This window comes from Sulfitobacter mediterraneus, assembly GCF_003054325.1.
Taxonomy (GTDB): Bacteria; Pseudomonadota; Alphaproteobacteria; order Rhodobacterales; family Rhodobacteraceae; genus Sulfitobacter; species Sulfitobacter mediterraneus.
Window position 1 is genome coordinate 143489 of record NZ_QBKU01000007.1, and the last position, 19119, is coordinate 162607.

Annotated in this window: 19 protein-coding genes and 1 tRNA gene; 11 read left to right on the forward strand and 9 right to left on the reverse strand. The window is 57.8% G+C overall.

The annotated features are described in order from the left end of the window. Positions 1 to 50 precede the first annotated feature (50 nt). Positions 51 to 1499: an IMP dehydrogenase gene (guaB, locus tag C8N31_RS12900; protein ID WP_025046252.1), complete on the reverse strand. Its 1449-nt coding sequence runs from the start codon at positions 1497 to 1499 to the stop codon at positions 51 to 53. 145 nt (positions 1500 to 1644) lie between these two features. On the opposite strand from guaB, the gene speB reads away from it, so the two are divergent. Further along, on the forward strand, positions 1645 to 2604 hold the full coding sequence (speB, locus tag C8N31_RS12905) for an agmatinase (protein ID WP_025046251.1): 960 nt from the start codon (positions 1645 to 1647) through the stop codon (positions 2602 to 2604). A 71-nt stretch (positions 2605 to 2675) separates the two neighbouring features. Here the strand turns inward: speB and C8N31_RS12910 are convergent, their stop codons facing one another. Next, positions 2676 to 3359 carry a P-loop nucleotide/nucleoside kinase family protein gene (locus tag C8N31_RS12910; protein WP_338063682.1) on the reverse strand — a complete coding sequence of 228 codons (684 nt, stop codon included), beginning with the start codon at positions 3357 to 3359 and terminating at the stop codon, positions 2676 to 2678. A 68-nt stretch (positions 3360 to 3427) separates the two neighbouring features. Between C8N31_RS12910 and C8N31_RS12915 the strand changes: the two genes are divergently transcribed. The 6 genes from C8N31_RS12915 (at position 3428) to C8N31_RS12940 (ending at position 8269) form a co-directional block, all read left to right on the forward strand. After that, positions 3428 to 3991, forward strand: a complete 564-nt coding sequence (locus tag C8N31_RS12915; protein WP_025046250.1) for a hypothetical protein — start codon at positions 3428 to 3430, stop codon at positions 3989 to 3991. Between the two features lie 460 nt (positions 3992 to 4451). Next, a complete protein-coding gene (locus C8N31_RS12920) occupies positions 4452 to 6500 on the forward strand; it encodes an ASKHA domain-containing protein (protein ID WP_025046249.1) in 2049 nt (682 codons plus the stop codon). A gap of 83 nt (positions 6501 to 6583) precedes the next feature. Further along, positions 6584 to 7015, forward strand: a complete 432-nt coding sequence (locus tag C8N31_RS12925; protein WP_025046248.1) for a hypothetical protein — start codon at positions 6584 to 6586, stop codon at positions 7013 to 7015. A gap of 50 nt (positions 7016 to 7065) precedes the next feature. Then, positions 7066 to 7139: transfer RNA gene (locus C8N31_RS12930), tRNA-Gly, on the forward strand. A gap of 156 nt (positions 7140 to 7295) precedes the next feature. Beyond that, positions 7296 to 7811, forward strand: coding sequence for a GNAT family N-acetyltransferase (locus tag C8N31_RS12935; protein WP_025046247.1), 516 nt, complete (start codon positions 7296 to 7298; stop codon positions 7809 to 7811). A 74-nt stretch (positions 7812 to 7885) separates the two neighbouring features. Beyond that, on the forward strand, positions 7886 to 8269 hold the full coding sequence (locus C8N31_RS12940) for a GFA family protein (RefSeq protein WP_025046246.1): 384 nt from the start codon (positions 7886 to 7888) through the stop codon (positions 8267 to 8269). Here the strand turns inward: C8N31_RS12940 and C8N31_RS12945 are convergent, their stop codons facing one another. Continuing rightward, the gene (locus tag C8N31_RS12945) at positions 8270 to 8665 is read right to left on the reverse strand and encodes a MerR family transcriptional regulator (protein ID WP_025046245.1); all 396 of its coding nucleotides are present in this window, start codon (positions 8663 to 8665) and stop codon (positions 8270 to 8272) included. 81 nt (positions 8666 to 8746) lie between these two features. Between C8N31_RS12945 and C8N31_RS12950 the strand changes: the two genes are divergently transcribed. After that, positions 8747 to 9001: a zinc ribbon domain-containing protein gene (locus C8N31_RS12950; RefSeq protein ID WP_025046244.1), complete on the forward strand. Its 255-nt coding sequence runs from the start codon at positions 8747 to 8749 to the stop codon at positions 8999 to 9001. Here the strand turns inward: C8N31_RS12950 and C8N31_RS12955 are convergent, their stop codons facing one another. After that, a complete protein-coding gene (locus C8N31_RS12955) occupies positions 9002 to 10621 on the reverse strand; it encodes a long-chain-fatty-acid--CoA ligase (protein ID WP_025046243.1) in 1620 nt (539 codons plus the stop codon). Positions 10622 to 10837: 216 nt separating this feature from the next. Here C8N31_RS12955 and C8N31_RS12960 point away from each other — a divergent pair, with 216 nt between their 5' ends. Together C8N31_RS12960 and C8N31_RS12965 are read left to right on the forward strand one after the other, a co-directional pair. Then, on the forward strand, positions 10838 to 11290 hold the full coding sequence (locus tag C8N31_RS12960; protein WP_025046242.1) for a GNAT family N-acetyltransferase: 453 nt from the start codon (positions 10838 to 10840) through the stop codon (positions 11288 to 11290). Then, a complete protein-coding gene (locus C8N31_RS12965; protein ID WP_025046241.1) occupies positions 11287 to 12543 on the forward strand; it encodes a cation:proton antiporter in 1257 nt (418 codons plus the stop codon). The genes C8N31_RS12960 and C8N31_RS12965 overlap by 4 nt, the downstream gene beginning before the upstream one ends. Positions 12544 to 12637: 94 nt before the next feature. Here the strand turns inward: C8N31_RS12965 and pgi are convergent, their stop codons facing one another. Genes pgi through zwf form a run of 3 tightly spaced genes read right to left on the reverse strand, consistent with a single transcriptional unit; the run spans position 12638 to position 16364 of the window. Then, positions 12638 to 14230, reverse strand: coding sequence for a glucose-6-phosphate isomerase (gene pgi / locus C8N31_RS12970; RefSeq protein ID WP_025046240.1), 1593 nt, complete (start codon positions 14228 to 14230; stop codon positions 12638 to 12640). Then, a complete protein-coding gene (gene pgl / locus C8N31_RS12975; protein ID WP_025046239.1) occupies positions 14227 to 14898 on the reverse strand; it encodes a 6-phosphogluconolactonase in 672 nt (223 codons plus the stop codon). Before pgl ends, pgi begins: the two co-directional genes overlap by 4 nt. After that, positions 14895 to 16364: a glucose-6-phosphate dehydrogenase gene (zwf, locus tag C8N31_RS12980; protein WP_025046238.1), complete on the reverse strand. Its 1470-nt coding sequence runs from the start codon at positions 16362 to 16364 to the stop codon at positions 14895 to 14897. Before zwf ends, pgl begins: the two co-directional genes overlap by 4 nt. Before the next feature lie 181 nt (positions 16365 to 16545). Between zwf and C8N31_RS12985 the strand changes: the two genes are divergently transcribed. After that, the gene (locus C8N31_RS12985; RefSeq protein WP_025046237.1) at positions 16546 to 17493 is read left to right on the forward strand and encodes a radical SAM protein; all 948 of its coding nucleotides are present in this window, start codon (positions 16546 to 16548) and stop codon (positions 17491 to 17493) included. A 30-nt stretch (positions 17494 to 17523) separates the two neighbouring features. Here the strand turns inward: C8N31_RS12985 and C8N31_RS12990 are convergent, their stop codons facing one another. Next, on the reverse strand, positions 17524 to 18588 hold the full coding sequence (locus tag C8N31_RS12990; RefSeq protein ID WP_025046236.1) for a DUF2855 family protein: 1065 nt from the start codon (positions 18586 to 18588) through the stop codon (positions 17524 to 17526). A gap of 87 nt (positions 18589 to 18675) precedes the next feature. Continuing rightward, the gene (locus C8N31_RS12995; protein WP_025046235.1) at positions 18676 to 18945 is read right to left on the reverse strand and encodes an usg protein; all 270 of its coding nucleotides are present in this window, start codon (positions 18943 to 18945) and stop codon (positions 18676 to 18678) included. Between the last annotated feature and the right edge of the window lie 174 nt (positions 18946 to 19119).

A 19119-nucleotide genomic window follows, 5' to 3' on the forward strand; every position in this document is an offset into this window, starting at 1 on the left:
GGTGCAGGGTTCACTTCAAGATGCGCCTGTAACATACTGATCATATTCAATTACCCAATCCGATAGTTCGGGCTTTCGCGGGTGATCTGAACGTCATGCACATGGCTTTCTTTGAGACCAGCGCCGGTGATCCGCACAAAGCTGCAGTCTTTGCGCATCTCGGCCACGGTCGCGCATCCGGTGTAACCCATCGCGGCCCGCAAGCCGCCGACCAATTGGTGTACAACCGCATTCGCGCTGCCTTTGTAGGGCACCTGCCCTTCGATGCCTTCGGGCACCAGTTTGTCGCTGGCGGCGTCCTTCTGAAAATAGCGATCCGCCGAGCCACGCGCCATTGCGCCCAGCGATCCCATGCCGCGATAGCTTTTGAAACTGCGCCCTTGATACAGGATCACCTCACCGGGGCTTTCGTCCGTGCCTGCGATCATGGAGCCGACCATGGCGCAGGATGCGCCCGCCGCAATCGCCTTGGCAAAATCGCCAGAGAATTTGATGCCGCCATCAGCAATTACCGGAATGTCGCCTGCGGCTGCGGCGCAATCCATAATCGCGGTCAACTGCGGCACGCCCACACCAGCGACCATCCGTGTGGTACAGATTGATCCGGGCCCGATACCAACCTTGATCGCATCCGCGCCCGCATCGATCAGCGCCCGTGTTGCCGCGCCGGTGGCCACGTTGCCCGCAACCACCTGCACCTCATTGCTCAACGCTTTGGCGCGGGTCACCGCATGGGCCACCCCTTCGGAATGGCCATGAGCGGTGTCGATCACGATCATATCAACGCCCGCCTCAACCAGCGCTTGGGAACGCTCAAAACCGGCATCGCCTACGGTGGTGGCTGCCGCCACGCGCAGACGGCCCAGATTGTCTTTGCAGGCGGTTGGGTTCAGCACTGCCTGTTCGGTGTCTTTCAACGTCAGCAGACCTGTGAGCTTGCCACCCTTGTCCGTCACCAACAGCTTTTCGATGCGGCGCGATTTCATCAGGCTTATGGCTTCTTCGCGGTCTGCTGGTTCGTGCAGAATGGCGAGGTTGTCCGTGGACATCATCACGCTGACCGGGGTTTTGTCATCGGAGGCAAAACGCATGTCGCGGTTGGTCACGATCCCGACAACCCGGCCCGTGTCATCGACCACCGGAAAACCGGTGACGTTGTAGCGTTCTTGCAAGGCTTTGGCATCGGCCAGCGTTTGATTGGCCGTGAGCGTGATGGGATTGTAGACAATCCCGCTTTCGAACCGTTTGACCCGGCGCACTTCGCGGGCTTGTTGTTCAATGTCCAGATTGCGGTGCAACACGCCCATACCGCCGGCCTGTGCCATGGCAATCGCCATCCGGCTTTCGGTCACGGTGTCCATCGCAGAGCTGAGCAGCGGAATGTTCAACGCAATGGATTTGGTCACAAATGTGCGCGTATCCGCCGTGGAAGGCAGAACGGAGGACGCCCCCGGAACAAGCAGCACATCATCAAAGGTCAGGGCCTCACGAATCTCCATCATACACCTCGGGTCATGGGTTCATTTGGCGGTTTGCTATTTCACGGATGGCTACAATTGGAAAGGGGCAATCGCGCCCTTGGTCGCGTGCAAGATGCTTGCGTGGTGGGGCGGGCTGGTCAATGATCCGGGCAAAGGGGGCATTATGGCAGATCATGGATACGATGCAGGCAGGTTGAACCTGCCGTTTGTGGGGATTTCGACCTTTGGCAAGCGCCCCTATGAGCCAGATTGGGATGCGCTGGATGCAGATGTGGCGGTGCTGGGCGCGCCCTTTGATGCGGGCACGCAATGGCGGTCCGGGGCGCGGTTTGGCCCGCGCGGGGTGCGCGAGGCCTCGACCCTGTTCAGCTTTGGCCATGCCGGGGCTTATGACCATGAGGATGACGTGACCTATCTGCCCGGAGACGTGAACATCGTCGATATTGGTGATGCAGATATTGTGCACACCGATACAGAGGCCAGCCACCGCAATATCGAGATCGGGGTGCGGGCGATATTGGCGGCAGGCGCCCTGCCCGTGGTCATTGGCGGTGATCATTCGGTCAACATCCCCTGCATCCGCGCCTTTGATGATCAGGGCGACATCCACATCCTGCAAATCGACGCGCATCTGGACTTTGTCGATGTGCGCCACGGGGTGCGGCATGGTCATGGCAATCCGATGCGGCGCGCCGCCGAAAAGGACTATGTGACGGGCCTGACCCAAGTGGGCATTCGCAATGTCAGCTCAACCTCGAAAGAGGGCTATGACGATGCCCGTGCCATGGGGTCCGATATCATCTCGGTCCGGCAGGCCCGCGAGTTGGGGCCGCGCGGGGTGCTGGGTCATGTGCCAGCGGGCGCACGGCTTTATGTGACCATTGATATTGACGCTTTCTGCCCCTCTATCGCGCCGGGTACGGGCACGCCGTCCCATGGCGGGTTCTTGTACTACGAGGTGCTGGAGCTGCTTCAGGCTGCGGCGCAGAGGCATGAAATCGTTGGCATTGATCTGGTCGAGGTGGCGCCGGATTACGACCAATCGGGCAGCACCACGATCCTTGCAGCGCAGATCCTGCTGAATTTTCTGGGGTTTATCTTTCACGAGCGGAGCCAGCTTTAGCTTCATGGCCATAGCCCGGCTTCAAGGGCTGTCCCACCCATTTGAGATCAGGTTTGATCCGCGCGTCCGGCCTAATGCACCATTATCTCAAACCCTTCTTCCGGCTGGGGCGGCTCAAACAACGCTGAAAACTGGTGAAACTGGTCTTCGGTCACCGCGAAGGCATGATCGCCCTGCGCATTGCGTTTGCGCAGGCTCTCAAGGCACTCAGCATCAGACCGGTCCAATACATGCAGGACATAGGCCGTGCCCGCAGCCTCAGCGATGCCTTTCATCCAACTGCGGCTCCGAACAGTGTTGGCTTGAAAATCCAGCACAACGGACACGCCCGTTTTCAACAGGCCTGCCACATGTGGCCCCATGATGCCGCGCAGGCGCCTGCTGCATCTCGCAAAGTCGTCTAACGTGTCCAGCTGGTCCGAGAAAAGCGTGGCCAGCCATTCATCCTCCGAGATCAAAACGGTGCCGGGCTTTTGGCCAAGTTGCCGGGCCAATGTGGATTTGCCAGCGGCGATCTTGCCGCAAAGCATGTGCAGCGTTGGTATATGTGTCATGGTGAGAAAAACCTTGTGGTAGCGCAGCTTGCGCGTTGAAACATCAAAATCAGGAACCGACCCGGCCCGGCAAATCAGGCCGGGATGGTAATTCGCGCCGCACAGGGGACGCATGGTTTTTGATGCAAGGTTTTCATGGGGCATATGATGGCGCATTGGTGGTAGAATGTCCAGATCAGGATCAATCGGAGCAAAATCCAAGCCGACTTGCCAATACACGTCAAATATGTTTTTTGCTAGGAAATTCGCGTTTTTAGAGAGGGCCTGGCATGGGGTTTCGCATTTGTTTTCTGGGAGCGAAGGCCAGCCCTGTGCAGGTCTTGAAGGCCTTCGGACTTTCGGCTGAACAGCTGTGCAGCGAAATGCCACAGGAAGAATGGTGGGTGGCTCAGATCAAGTCCTCTGGCTGGACGGTTTTGTGGAGCGAAGAGGAAACTTTCGGTCAAACCAAACTTGCAGAGATTGAGGCTTTTTCCGAAAACCACGACATCTGTCTGTGCGAGATCAACGAGACAACGATGTGGAGTTCGGCCACTTTCTGGAGGGGTGGGACAGAAGTTTGGCGGGTCTCGCATGCTGGCGACGGGGACGACCTTTTCCACATCGAAGCGACTGGCGATTTACCTGATACATATGAATTGAGAAGATCTGCTTTGTTCGACGAACAAGGCGGTGAAACAGGTGTCGATTTTGTTTTTGAAATACCTGTTGAATTGATCGAAGAGCTGATCGGATTTCGATATGATAGTTATCTGGATGCGAGCGAAGTCGATCAGTTCCATTGCTTGAATGCACCGGTCAAACAAAGTTTGCTTCGTCGAATTTTTGGTTGATAGACATAGTGATGTCTGCGGTGCTGCGGAATGCACGCTTGGTTTCGGATGTCTTGGGTGACATGTAATGGCAGCCCAAAGACTGTTCTGCATAGTCCGGTATCAGATTTCCTTGTCCTTTCGGGCATGGTTGAACAGTGGCTTTCGCAGCGGGCCAGCCTCATCGCGATATCTGGCGAAGGATGTTAAGCGCTTGAAGACCATGTGGATGCGTTGACCTTTGGGAGTGGGACCGCGAAAGATCGATCTATTGTGACATCAAGTCACAAAGACGAAGCCCTTATCGAGGCTCTGGAATTCGTGACGTGTTTCAACGGGCGCGATCAAGGCGAGATCATTCAAGTAAAGATCTAAAATCCCTCTTTAAATGACGGGTCTGGCCTGCTTTTTGCCGCAGGCTGGCTTTCCCTTCCGGTCTGCCTCGCTATGCTGCCCGCAAAGGCAGTCAAAGGTGCAGGCAATGAGCAGTGATCCTCTGGTGATTTTCACCCCTTCCGGCAAACGCGGGCATTTCCCCAAAGGCACCCCCATTCTGACCGCCGCGCGGCAATTGGGTGTTGATCTGGATTCCGTCTGCGGCGGGCGCGGGATCTGTTCCAAATGCCAGATCACGCCCAGCTATGGCGAGTTCTCCAAGCATAAAGTGACCGTGCGCGACGATGCACTGTCCGAATGGAACGCCGTTGAACAGCGATACAAGGACAAACGCGGGTTGATCGACGGGCGGCGGCTGGGTTGTCAGGCGGCGGTCCAGGGCGATGTGGTGATCGACGTGCCCCCCGAAAGCCAGGTTCACAAACAGGTGGTACGCAAACGCGCCGAGGCGCGGGACATCGTGATCAACCCGACGACCAAGCTGTATTATGTCGAGGTGCAGGAACCTGACATGCACGACCCTTCGGGCGATCTGGAGCGGTTGCGAAACGCGCTTCGCGATCAATGGGAACTGGAGGATGTAACTGCCGATCTGCATATCTTGCAGGCCATGCAGCCGGTTCTGCGCAAGGGTGGCTGGAAGGTCACCGTGGCGGTGCATTTGGGGGACGCTGAAAACGCACCGCGCATCATGGCAATCTGGCCGGGATACTATGAGGGCACGGTTTACGGTCTTGCGGTTGATCTTGGCTCCACCACCATCGCGGCGCATCTGTGCGATCTGGCCACGGGAGAGGTGATTGCCTCCTCCGGTGTGATGAATCCGCAGATCCGCTTTGGCGAAGATTTGATGAGCCGGGTCAGCTATTCGATGATGAACGCCTCGGGCGCGGATGAAATGACCCGCGCGGTGCGCGAGGGCATGAACGGTCTGTTCAGCCAGATCGCCACCGAAGGCGGGATCGACAAAGAGTTGATCGTGGACGCGGTGTTTGTCTGCAATCCGGTGATGCACCATCTGTTTCTTGGGATTGACCCGTTTGAACTGGGCCAGGCGCCCTTTGCCCTGGCCACCTCTGATGCGGTGCGTTTGCGGGCAGCGGATCTGGGGCTGAATATTCACCGATCTGCGCGGGTGTACCTGCTGCCTTGCATTGCGGGCCATGTGGGCGCCGATGCCGCCGCTGTCGCGCTCAGCGAGGCACCGGACAAATCCGACGATCTGGTGCTGGTGGTGGATGTGGGCACCAACGCCGAGATCCTGCTGGGCAACAAGGAAAAGGTGCTTGCCTGTTCCTCTCCCACTGGTCCGGCCTTTGAAGGGGCGCAAATTTCATCCGGCCAACGGGCCGCCCCCGGCGCGATTGAGCGGGTTGAGATTGACCCAGCCACCAAGGTCGCGCGGTTCAAAGTGATTGGCAGTGATCTGTGGTCCGACGAAGAGGGCTTTGACGCGGCCATCGCCACCACGGGGGTCACCGGTATCTGCGGTTCCGGCATTATCGAGATGGTGGCCGAGATGCGCATCCACGGTATCGTTGATGCGCCGGGTTTGATCGGCACGGCAGAACAAACCGGATCACCCATGGTGTTCGCAGACGGGCGCACCAATTCATACCTCGTCTATGACGGCACGGCCCAAGGCGGCCCCAAGATCACCGTGACCAACCGCGACATCCGCGAGATCCAGATGGCCAAAGCCGCGCTTTATTCTGGTGCGCGGCTCTTGATGGACAAGTTTGGCGTTGAAAAGGTGGACCGCGTGGTGCTGGCCGGGGCCTTTGGCGCCCATATCAGCACCAAACATGCGATGGTTCTGGGCATGATCCCCGACGCGCCTTTGGACAAGGTCACATCGGCGGGCAATGCGGCGGGCACCGGGGCGCGGATTGCCCTGCTGAACCGCGAGGCGCGGGCCGAGATCGAACAAACCGTGCGGGCGATTCACAAGATCGAAACCGCAATTGAGCCGCGCTTTCAGGAGCATTTTGTGAATGCCTCCGCCATCCCCAACGCGGTGGAGCCTTTCCCGATCCTGAACAGCATCGTCACCCTGCCAAGCGAGACTTTCAACACCGGCGGCGGTGATGGCGGTGAAGCTGGCGGCGGCCGCAGACGGCGGCGGCGCGGGTAAAGCGGAGCGGCAATCTCCGGTTGATTTATTCTCTGCAGTTCTGCCACAAAAGAAATGGCAAAAGAAAATGCAGGGATAGCTCGTTGAAAATTGTATGTGCTAACTGTGAAGAGCAGAACAACTATGAGGTCGAGAAGGAAGGCTATTACTCTCTTTCTTGTTCAGACTGTGAAGCAGATTTTCAGGTCATTATAGGAATCGCGCGATCTAAGCGTTCGCGGGGCCACAAGCCAAGTCAAAGCCGCGAATACTCGATAAGATTTTTCCAAAATGGAAACGATGATTTCATTCAGTTTGAGTCAAATTGTTACGATGACGTGGAGCTAAAATCGAAAGATATCTTTGTCATATCTTCGTTTGATGGAAAGCCTCGCATTCTTGCGAATATTAACATTCACAAATATTGGGTAATCAACACCAAGCCGACGGAGATTGATGATGCTATGGTTATGACGGCCATCGTCCTGTTCATCTTTATTGGATTAGTGATTGTTGCGATGATTTCGGCTTCCTAGAAGGTCTGCCCTTGACGCCCCTGCCCGCCCCGCATATCTCAAACCTGAGCGCGGGTATGGTGAAAAGGTATCACGGCAGCTTCCCAAGCTTTAGTTACGAGTTCGATTCTCGTTACCCGCTCCAAAGATCCTCAAATCCCGAAACTTGTTTCAAAGACATTGCGCAAGCACATTCGGGTGCTGAACGGGTTCGCCAATGCGCGAAACTCCATCCTTTCCGATAGGGCCAACTCTCCATTACACTCGCGGCACCCCAAGACCGCCGTAGAAAAGGCCTGCCATGCAACAGCTCACAACTGCCCCCAAGTTAACCACGTCGCGGCTGATCCTGCGCGGCCCTGAACGCGCGGATTTGCCGGCATTCACCCGTTTTATGACCAGCGCCCCGTCGATGGTCGCACAAGGAGAAACCGGAACGGAGCAGCAGGCATGGTTCGGATTTCTGGCCGGTGTTGGCCATTGGCACTGGCACGGTTTCGGTTTTTTCATCGTAGTGGAGCAGCAGACAGGACTGCCCGTTGGCCGGGTGGGATTGATCAAGCATTCCGACTGGCCGGAGATTGAGCTTGCCTGGCATCTGTTCGAAGGCGCGGAAGGCAAAGGCTTTGCGACCGAAGCTGCACTCGCGGTCAGGGTTTGGGCCGTTGACATACTCAAATTAGATAGGCTTTACAGCTACATAGACCAAAGCAATACGCGATCACAGGCCGTGGCAAAAAGGCTGGGCGCACGGACGGACGGCACGCGGGCCCCGCATGAGCCAGAGGCAGAGATCTGGGTCCATCCGATGGGCTGATCCTGCGGGGCGGCATGGCTTTTGGATCTGCCGCATTCTATCGTGCCATGACACCTCATAAGGAACGGCGGCAAATGCAAGAAATCACCGGCGGATGTGCCTGCGAAAAGGTCAGGTTTGTGGCGATGGGGCCGCCTGCACGGGTTGGGCTGTGCCATTGTGTGGATTGCCGCAAACATCACGGGGCGTTGTTCTATGCGGCGGCGGTTTTTCCTGTGGCTTCAGTGCAGATCGCGGGGGAGACCGGCGACTACAACGGGCGGCATTTTTGCCCCAATTGTGGATCCTCCGTCTTTGCCCGCAGCGGTGATGAGATCGAGCTGCATTTGGGTGCGATGGATGCACCCGATCAGTTTACCCCAAGTTATGAGCTGTGGTGCCAGCGCCGCGCAGGATGGTTGCCGCCCTTTGAGCAAATGCAGCAGTTTGCCAAGGGGCGTGAGACCGCCGGGGATTGATCAAGCTTCGCCGCGGCGGGTCACTTCATCCAGACCATCTTGAGGGGCGCGGTCCAGCGCCGCTTTGGTTTGCTCCAGCATCTGCAAGAACCGTGCGCCTGCCTCCTGACGGGCGCGCACTTCGACAATCTTGGCTTCGAGAAACCCCTGCCCGGCCTCAGCCTCGGGTGATTGGGCCATAAACTGCGCCAAAAACATGCTGATGTCGGCAATGCTGAGCCCTGCGGCTTGGGCATCGCGGATCACATCCAACGTCAGAACAGCGTCTTCGGGATAGATCCGGTAACTGTTGCCCGCCTCAGGATCGACGCCCGACCGGATCAAACCGTGGCGTTCATAAAAACGGATCGTATCGCGGGACACTTTTGCCCGCTTGGCCAGTTCTCCGATGCGCATCTTTCCCTCAAAACCATTGACAGTGGTCCATGGTTTATACAATGGTCCCAGCAGTCACGCAAGAGAACGAGGGAGAAAACCATGTCAGGAAGTTGCCAAAGCTGCGGAATGCCGCTGTCCAAGGATCCGCAGGGTGGTGGATTGGAGGCTGACGGCAGCAAAAGTCAGACCTTTTGTTCCATCTGTTACGATCAGGGCGCATTTCGGCACCCTGATGTCGGCGTGAAGGAGTTTCAGCAACACTGCGTCGAGGCATTGATGCGGTCGGGAATGCCAAAAGTGATGGCGTGGATGTTCACACGCGGCATTCCCCGTTTGGACCGCTGGAAAGCCTGATCAACCCAGCAGGATCTTGCCAAATTCATCGCGCAGATTGCGTTTGAGCACCTTGCCCGTGGCATTGCGCGGCAGAACATCGGTAAAGACAACGCGGTCCGGCACCTGCCATTTGGCGATCTTGCCGTCAAAGAACGCCAGAACATCGGCCTCCGCCGGATCGGCTCCTTCGGCCTTGACTGCGATCAGAATGGGCCGTTCGTCCCATTTTTCATGGGTCGCGCCAATCACGGCTGCATCGGCCAGATCGGGGTGGGCAATGGCGATATTCTCCAGCTCGACCGAGCTGATCCATTCACCGCCCGATTTGATGATGTCCTTGGACCGGTCGCGGATGGTCACATAGCCGTCCGCGTCCATCGTTGCCACGTCGCCGGTGTGGAACCAACCGTTCTCAAGGGTTTCTTCGGTGCTGGAACGGAAATAGCTGTCCACAATCCAATAGCCGCGCGTGACCAGATCGCCCTGGGTTTCACCATCATGGGGCAGCGGTGCCCCGTTCTCGTCGAGGATCTCCAGCTCCACCCCGTACACAGGACGGCCCTGATTTTCGCGCAGCTTGTGCTGCTCTTCGACCGGCAATTCGCCGTGTTTGGCCAAAGGACGGTTCACCGAACCGATGGGCGACATTTCTGTCATGCCCCAGGCATGGATGGTGTCAACGTTGTATTCCTCGCGGAAGGCCGTGATCAGCGATGGCGGACAGGCCGAACCGCCCACAACGGTGCGCTGCAAACTGGCCATCTTGGCCCCGGTCTTTTTCGCCTCGCCATAAAGGCCCAGCCAGATCGTTGGCACGCCCAAAGCCACGGTGACGTTCTGGTTTTCGATAAGCCCCAATAGCGATGGCCCATCAAGGCCCGGCCCCGGCATCACCATACGTGCACCGACCTGCGCACAGGCATAGGGCGCGCCCCATGCGTTCACATGGAACATCGGCACCACAGGCAACACGATATCGGCGGCGGAGAAGGAAATGCTATCGGCAAAGTTCACCGCAAAGCTGTGCAGCACGGTAGAGCGGTGGGAGTAAAGAACCCCCTTGGGATTGCCCGTTGTTCCCGATGTATAACAAAGGCTTGAGGCGGTGTTTTCATCCAGTTCAGGCCATGGGAATGCCGGATCACCAGAGGCCACCAGATCGTCGTAGAATTTCAGGCCGGGCAAGGCTTTCTCGGCTTCGGCGTCATGGCCTTCCATCAGAACGATGTGGTCGAGATGTTCCAACTTGTCACGGATTGCAGCCACCAGCGGCACAAAGGTTTTGTCGATGAACAACACTTTGTCCTCAGCATGATTGAGGATGTAGACAAGTTGTTCGGGGAACAGGCGCGGATTGATCGTGTGGCAAACAAACCCGCCTCCCGAAACACCAAAATACAGCTCAAGATGGCGGCGGTTGTTCCATGCGATGGTGCCGCAACGGGCTTGCGGCTCCAGCCCCAATGCGGTCAGCGCGGAAGCCATGGCTCGTGCGTTGCGGGCCACCTGCCCCCAGCTGGTTTCTTCGATGCCGCCGCCGGTGTTGACCGAATGAATTTGCGCTTCGGCGTGATAGCGTTCGGCGTGTTCGATCAAGCTGGAAATCAGCAGGGGTTTGGACATCATTTGACCAAGCATTCGGGTTCTCCTCCGTGAACTTTCGGGTCAGATTGGACAATCTGCCCCGTTCTTGCAAGCGCGGTCACTGCGCCAGCGGTGAAATGACGTTATGTCATAAGGCGCTACCAGCGCACCGTATAAAGGCCCTGCGTAGGCCCGGTGATCTTGCCCAGAACGTGCATCTGTGTAGAGGTAGCCCCAACCCCTGCCGCCGCCACATTCAAAGGAAACGCCATGACCGTAACCATCCGCCCCGTGACCGCCCAAGACCGCGCCGATTGGGATCGTCTTTATGCCGGATATGCGCAGTTCTATAAGGTAGAGCAGACCGCCGAGATGCGCGATCGCGTGTTTGGCTGGCTGATGGATGACGCCCATGAGGTGAACGGGTTGCTGGCGCTGGATGGTGATGGGGTGGTGATCGGTTTGACCCACTTCAGACCCTTTGCCAGCCCGTTGAGCGCTGCGGTGAAATGTTTTCTTGACGATCTTTATGTCGATCCTGCCGCACGCGGCAGCGGCGCCGCGCAGGCGTTGATCAAAGCGGTTGGCGATAACGCGCAGCAAAACGGCTGGACCGTGGTGCGCTGGATCACGGCGGATGACAATTACCGCGGGCGCGGCGTTTATGATCAACTGGCAACGCGCACCATGTGGATCACCTATGACATGGCCACGGGCGCATGAATGTCCTGCAAATCACCTCGCTGCTGATCGTTCTGGCGGGCTGTTTCGGGGCGATCAATTACCTTTACCTGAAACTTCCAGCGGCAATCGGGATTTTGGTGGTCTCGCTGCTGGCCTCTTTTGGATTGCTGGGGATTGATCTGATCTGGCCCGCGCTTGGCATCGCCGACACCGTGCGCGGTTTTGTCACCGGTATAGATTTTTCTGAGGCCCTGCTTGAGGGGATGCTGGGCCTGCTGCTGTTTGCCGGGGCGCTGCATGTCAAGTTAAGCGATCTGCGCCGCGAATGGGTGACGGTGTTTTTGATGGCAACGCTGGGTGTGGCGTTGTCGACGGTGGTGGTGGGGTTTGCGTTTTCATGGCTGACCGGTATGCCGATCCTGTTGGCGCTGGTGTTTGGGTCGCTGATCTCTCCCACTGATCCGGTGGCGGTTCTGGGGGTGCTGCGCGAGGCGGATCTGCCCAAGACGCTTGAGACGAAAATTGCAGGAGAAAGCCTTTTTAATGATGGGGTTGGCTATGTCGTGTTTCTGGTGCTGGTTGGGCTGGCCTTTCCATCGGATGCCCATCATGGCAGCGGCGACAGCCCGTTGGGCGCGGCGGTTATGCTCTTCATCCAAGAGGCCTTTGGCGGTGCGATCCTAGGCATTGTGCTGGGCTGGATCACCTTTCGGGTGATGCGGCGGATTGATGATTATTCGCTTGAGGTGCTGCTGACGCTTGGACTGGCCTTTGGCGGCTATGAACTGGCGGTGGCGCTGCATGTTTCTGCGCCAATCATGGCGGTCTGTGCAGGATTGCTGATTGGCGATGTCGGCGCGGCGCGGGGCATGTCCGAGGAAACCCGGCGTTATGTTGATGCGTTTTGGAAGCTGATTGACGAGATTTTGAATGCGGTTCTGTTTCTGCTGATCGGATTTGAGGTTTTTGCCATCGCCTTTTCCGGCGATCTGTTGCTGACCGGGGTCGCCACCATCTTTATCGCGCTGCTGGCGCGTTTGGCCGCCGTGGCGGTGCCCATCGGGATGCTCAAGCCGTTTCGCACCTTCAGCCAGGGGGTGACCCCGATCATGACTTGGGGGGGGCTGAAAGGCGGGATTTCCGTGGCGCTGGCCCTGTCACTGCCGGACGGGGAATGGAAGCCGCTGGTCCTGACATGCACTTATGTTGTGGTGGTGTTTTCGATTATTGTGCAGGGGCTTACGGTGGGCAAGCTGGCCAACCGCGTGGGCCGCGCCCCGGATCTGATGTAGCCAAAGGCGCGGCTGCACCGCATTTGATTTATTTGTGAATGAGGGGCGCTGCCCCTCAAACTCCCCGGAGGTTTTCTTGGCCAAATGAAGAAGGTTAACTGCGCCGGTTGAGGATGTAATCCAGCAGCGCGGCGGTTGATCCGTTTTTGCCTGTGGATGGTGCCTCCCCTTCGACAAGCGGTTGCAGTGAGGTGGCCAGTTCCTTGCCCAGCTCGACCCCCCATTGGTCAAAAGAGTTGATACCGAGGATCACCCCTTCGACAAAGACGCGGTGCTCATAAAGCGCGATGATCTGGCCAAGGGTGAAGGGATCCAGCCGGTCATAAACCAGCGTTGTCGACGGGCGATTGCCCGGAAAGACCCGGTGGCGGGCCTGGCGTTCCAGCTCAGTGCCTTCGAAGCCCTTGGCCTCCATCAATTTGCGGGCTTCGGTCAGGGATCGGCCGCGCATCAGGGCTTCGGATTGCGCGAGGCAATTGGCGATCAGCAGTTGGTGGTGATGGGCCAGATCCGGCTCATGCCCGTTGGCGGCGACCATAAATTCGCAAGGAATGACGCGGGTACCTTGATGGATGAGCTGGTAAAAGGCGTGTTGGCCATTGGTGCCTGCAGCGCCCCAGACCACCGGGCCGCTGTGGCGGGCCGGATCGGAGCCATCCAGCAGGCTGGACTTGCCGTTTGATTCCATCTCAAGCTGTTGCAGATAGCTGGGCAGCAGCGCCAGACGTTGATCATAGGGCAGCACGGCGCGGGTGGCATAACCGCAGATCTGGTTATGCCAGATCCCCACAAGCGCCAACATAATTGGCATGTTCTCCAGCGGGTCTGCCACTTGGAAGTGGCGGTCCATCGCCTGTGCGCCACGCAAGAAACTGTCAAAGGCCTTGGGGCCGATGGCGATCATCAGTGACAGGCCAATCGGCCCCCAGACGGAGTATCGCCCGCCCACCCAGTCCTCAAATCCAAAGACCTGCGCGGGATCAATGCCAAAGGCAGTGGTTTTGTCTTCTGCTGTGCTGAGCGCGGCAAACTGGGTTTTGGGATCGCCGCCATGGTCCTGCATCCAGGCCCGCGCGGTGCGGGCATTGGTCATGGTCTCAATTGTGGTGAAGGTTTTGGAGGCGACAATCACCAGCGTGGTTTTTGCGTCAAGATCGGCCAGCGTATCGACGATATGGGCCGCATCAACGTTGGAGACAAAATGGCAGCGCGGGCCATCGTGATAGGGTTTGAGTGCCGCCGTGGCCATTGCCGGGCCAAGATCAGAGCCGCCGATGCCGATGTTGACCACATCGGTGATATTGCCGGTGCGGATCCGGTCTGCGAACTCGCGCATCCGGGCCAAAGTGGCGTGGATGTCTGGCATCACATCGGTACCGTCCACATAGATCGGCCCGCCATCAAGGTTGCGCAGGGCGGTGTGCAGCACGGCACGGTTTTCGGTGCTGTTGATCGCCGCGCCGCCAAACATCGCGTCACGCTTGCCCGCAAGATCCATATCTTCGGTCAGGGCAATCAGATCGGCGCGGGTGTCTGCATCGATGTTGGTTTTGGCATAGTCAAACCGCATGTGTTCGGTTTGAACTGCGTAATGTGCGGCGCGGCCTTCCTCTTCAAAGAGCGCCAGAAGCGGGCGATCTTGGGTGGCATCCAGACGGCTTTTCAAACGGGTCCAATTGTCCATCATGCGGCCCAATGCACGGTTGCGTTGCCCAAAACCACCGAGATCGGCGCGTCTTTTGGGGCAAGTTTTTGGGCCTTTTCGAGGGCATTGCGTTTGAGCGCCCCAAAGATCACCACATGGGTGGACAATGCGCCTTTCAGAGCGTGGGCTGGCAAGGTCACGCGGTCAATGTCCTGATCGGGCGGCGATATCGGGCAAAGCAAGGGGGCATGACCATCCAATGCGGCCTCGAGCCCCGGTGCACCCGGAAACAGCGAGGCGGTGTGCATGTCATCGCCCATGCCCAATACCAGAACCGAGAGCGGCATATGTGGCACCAACGTCTGCGCGACCTCGGGGCAAGCCTCAGCTGCCGTTTTACCCGCGCGGTAGAATGGCAAGAACGTCGCAGCGGCCGCAGGACCGGTCAGCAACCGGTCGCGGACCAATCTTGTGTTGGACAGATCGTGATCTTCGGGCACCCAGCGTTCGTCAGTGAGCATCACGTTGACCTTGTCCCAGCCCAGATCGGTGCCGCTGAGCATGTCAAAGATCGGCCCCGGTGTTGTGCCGCCCGGCACGGCAAAAGATGCGCTTTCATGGGTGAACAAGGCATTCTCAATTTCGCCTGCCAGTTCATCCGCGACCCGCATGGTCAGAAGTTCGCGGTCAGGATATTCGATAAATTTCATGGTGTTACCTTTCGCCATTCACGTCCGTCTCGGCGCATCATCTCGGTTGAATCGGTGGGCCCGTCGGACCCGATGTCATAGGGTTTTGGCACGTCATGGCGGGCTTCCCAGCCTTCGATGATCGGGTCGGTCCAGGCCCAGGCAGCCTCGACCTCATCGCCGCGCATGAACAGGGTTTGATTGCCGCGGATCACGTCCGTAATCAGCCGCTCATAGGCATCCACATGATCCGAACCATCCACGCCCAATGCTTCGGCAAAAGTCATATCCAGAGGGACATCGATCAACCGCATCCCGCCCGGCCCCGGTTCCTTGATCGTGACGCCCAGGGTGATGCCCTCGTTGGGTTGCAAACGGATGGACAGCACATTGCGGTGGCGTCCGGCGTCTTCGGCAAAGATCGAATGCGGGGTGTCTTTGAAGATCACCGTGATCTCGGAAGACCGCGCCGCCATGCGCTTACCCGTGCGCAGGTAAAACGGCGTGCCAGCCCACCGCCAATTGCTGATATGGGTTTTCAGCGCGATAAAGCTTTCGGTGCGGCTGCGCGGATGATCGACCGCCTCGCGGTAGCTGGGCATCTCGGCCTCATTGCCGGGCATGGCGTCATATTGGCCACGGGCGATGTGATGGGGCAGCACCGGATCAAGCGATCGGATCACCTTGAGCTTTTCATCGCGCACCGCGTCAGGGTCGAACCGCGCAGGCGGCTCCATCGCGATCAGGCAAAGCAATTGCATCAGGTGGTTCTGCACCATATCGCGCATTGCGCCCGCTTTGTCGTAGTATTCACCCCGCCCGCCAACACCGACGGTTTCGGCCACAGTGATCTGCACGTGATCGACGTATTGCGCGTTCCAAAGGGGTTCAAACAGCATGTTGCCAAAGCGTACAGCCATCAGGTTTTGTACGGTTTCTTTGCCCAGATAATGATCAATCCGGTAGATCTGCTTTTCATCAAAATAGCGGGCCAGCGTTGCGTTTAGCTCCTTGGCCGAGGCCAGATCGTGCCCAAAGGGTTTTTCAACAACGATCCGGCTGTCTTCGTCCGCCATGCCCCAGTGTTGCAACCGTTCGGCCAGATCGCCAAACAATGCCGGAGAGACGGAAAAGTAAAACGCCTCCACCCTGCCCTTGCCAACCATCAATTCCGCCAGTTCCGCCCAGCCGGTCTCGCCGCGGGCATCAATGGCAAGGTATTGGATCATATCAAGAAAGCCGTTCAGCGTGCCCTCATCACAGGCAATGTCGCGGCCAAATTCGGCAAGCGCCTCGCGGACCATCTGGCGATAGCCATCGCTGTCCAGATCGGTGCGGGCCGCGCCGACAATGCGAGCGTCACTTGGCACTTGGCCGGCGCAAAAGCGGCGGAACAACCCCGGCAGGATTTTGCGCCGCGCCAGATCTCCGGTGCCGCCAAAGATCACCAGATCGAAGGGATCTACGGGAATCACTCTCGAAACCATCTCTTTGACCTTTCTTATCTAAACCGTGTCTGCACAGGTCTATACTGCCAATGTTATCGCTAACATGCATATTCTGCGCGGCATCACAAGGTTGTGCATCACCTCATGCTAGGACTTTCACCCGTCGCCGCTATACCTTAGCAGATAATGGACATCACAACCCATCGCACAAGGACCAATCATGAAAGATCTCGCCGGGGCAAATCTGGACAAATTCAAGGATCCCGCTGTCACGGCCAAGGGTGAGACACGTGCAACCGTTGCATTGACCCATCCCGAGACCCTTTGGTTCAACACCGGCACCCTGTGCAATATCGAATGTGTGAACTGCTATATCGCCTCCAGCCCCAGCAATGATGCGCTGGTCTATATCACGGCGGATGAGGTGCGCGATTATCTGGACCAGATCAAGGCCCGCGATTGGCCGGTGCACGAGATCGCCTTTACGGGTGGTGAGCCGTTTATGAACCCCCAGATGATCGAGATGACAGAGGCCGCGCTGGCGGCAGGTTATGAGGTGTTGATCCTGACCAATGCCATGCGGCCGATGATGCGCAAATCGATGCAGGTGGGGCTTTTGCGGCTCAACAAGGCTTATCCGGGCAAGCTGACGTTGCGGATATCTGTCGACCATTACCGGGCGGATCTGCATGATGCGGAACGTGGTGATGGGGCGTTTGACAAGACGTTGACCGGGATGAAATGGCTGCGCGACAACGGCTTTCGCATGGCGGTCGCGGGCCGCTCTGTCTTTGCCGACAGCGACGAAGACAGCCGCGCTGGGTATGGCCGGTTCTTTGCTGAGCACAGCTTTAAGATCGATGCGCAAGATCCCGGAATGACAGTGTTATTTCCTGAGATGGACGAAAGTGTTGAAGTGCCGGAAATCACCACCGCCTGCTGGAGCATCTTGGACAAATCGCCCGATGCGGTGATGTGTTCCTCCTCGCGGATGGTGGTCAAACGCAAGGGTGCGGCGGCCCCTGCTGTTCTGGCCTGTACCCTGCTGCCCTATGATCCGGAATTTGAGCTGGGCACAACCTTGCAAGAAGCCGAGCGTGACGTGGCCCTGAACCATCCGCATTGTGCAAAGTTCTGCGTTTTGGGCGGGGCTAGCTGTTCGGCCTGAGGCCGTTTCGCCCTGCCTCACCCTTGCCGTTCAAAGCCGGATGATATGCCCATCACGAGGATCGGCGGTGCCGTCCGCCAATGATTTGTAAACCGCATCCGAGGCTGCGATGCCGTCATGCACCACCACGTTCAGCCAGCCTGATGCGTCCGCCGCGATACGTTTCCACGCTTGCGTGATCTGTTGTTCAATCTTGCCCGGTCCCCAATCCTCCCGGCGTTTGGCGACCTGCGCAGGGGCGAAAAAGAACACGGGCTTGGGGCCTGCAAGGTCTTGGGTTTGTTCAAATTTGTCCCAATGGCTTAGACCCACAGCGGCAGAGTGGCGCAGATGATCTGCCAGATGGCTGTGCAGCGCTGCTTTGACCTCTGTGTTGCCGGCCATATCGACATAGACAGATGACACCTGTGCCAGATTGCTCACCTCATCATAACTCAGAACCTGATCACAGGCGCCCAAGCCTTCGACAAAGGCGCGATTGCGCTCTGACGTCAGGCCGACAATTTTGTAAGGGCGTTTCTCCGGCTCGGCGAGGTATTTGCACAGGCCAAGCCCGGTCTTGGATGAGGCGCTGCCGATGATGATCTGTTCGGCGCCAAACCAATCGTTGTCCATCAACCAATCAAACAGCAGGTAAGACGTCGCCAACAGCGGCTGTAGAATCGCCCGGAGGTGATCTTGTTCGGCTGTGCCGCCATGGACAGGCACATATTGATTGTAGATCAGCGGCAAATCCCTGCGGTGCGGCGCGGCGTCCAGAATGCTGCCATGGCCGTCGGCCTTGGGGGTGATCACCAGTTCCTCCGCCATTGGGTAATAGCCATAAAGCCGGGTGCCGACCGCCAGATCATCGCTGGTGCTTTCGGCTACTTCGGCCACGCCCCAAACTGGCACCAAACCCTGTCCATCCTCACCCGTCGGAAAGAACTTCCAATACCCGATGGCAAAGCCGGAGGCGGCATAGGTCACATTGTTGGCCGTCAGTGCAAAGCTTTCCAGCTTGAGCCGGGCCTGACCATCAGACAACGGCGCCGGGGCCGCCTCTTCCAGTTTGGTTTGGGTGATATTTCGGTGGTCCACCAGAAGTCTGTGCATGTCGGCCCTCAAATTGCTGTTTGTCACAGCCTAGGGCAGCCGCTTTCGCTGTCGCCAGTGATTTTTCCGCGACGTTGCGTGAGAAGTTCAATGCAGGGTGAATTCGCCCACCTGATTTTGCCACTCGCCCGGCCCGATCAGCTTGCGATGGGTAAAGCGCAAGGAATGCAGTTTGCCTTCGATCTCTGATTGCCAAAATTCGACAAACGCAAACAGTTTCTCGTGATCCGGGGCCAGATCATAATCCTGCCAGATATAGCTGTTCAACACATGGGTGTAATCGGGCATCCGGTAAAAGATCTCAGCGGTGGTTAATCCATAGCCCTTGAGCATCAATTCGGTCTCGCTCGGGGTCATTTTTCCCTCCTTTTTGGCCTGTTGCAGCACTAGTTTGACCGGAACGAATTACTTTTCAATGAAAACAGTGTGTTGGCACTCAAAGCGGGATGCTGCCAGTGCGTTTGGGCCACAGGCATTGCACCTGATCTGCCGCTTCTGCTATAAATCAACGCAAGATATAGAGCGCCCCAA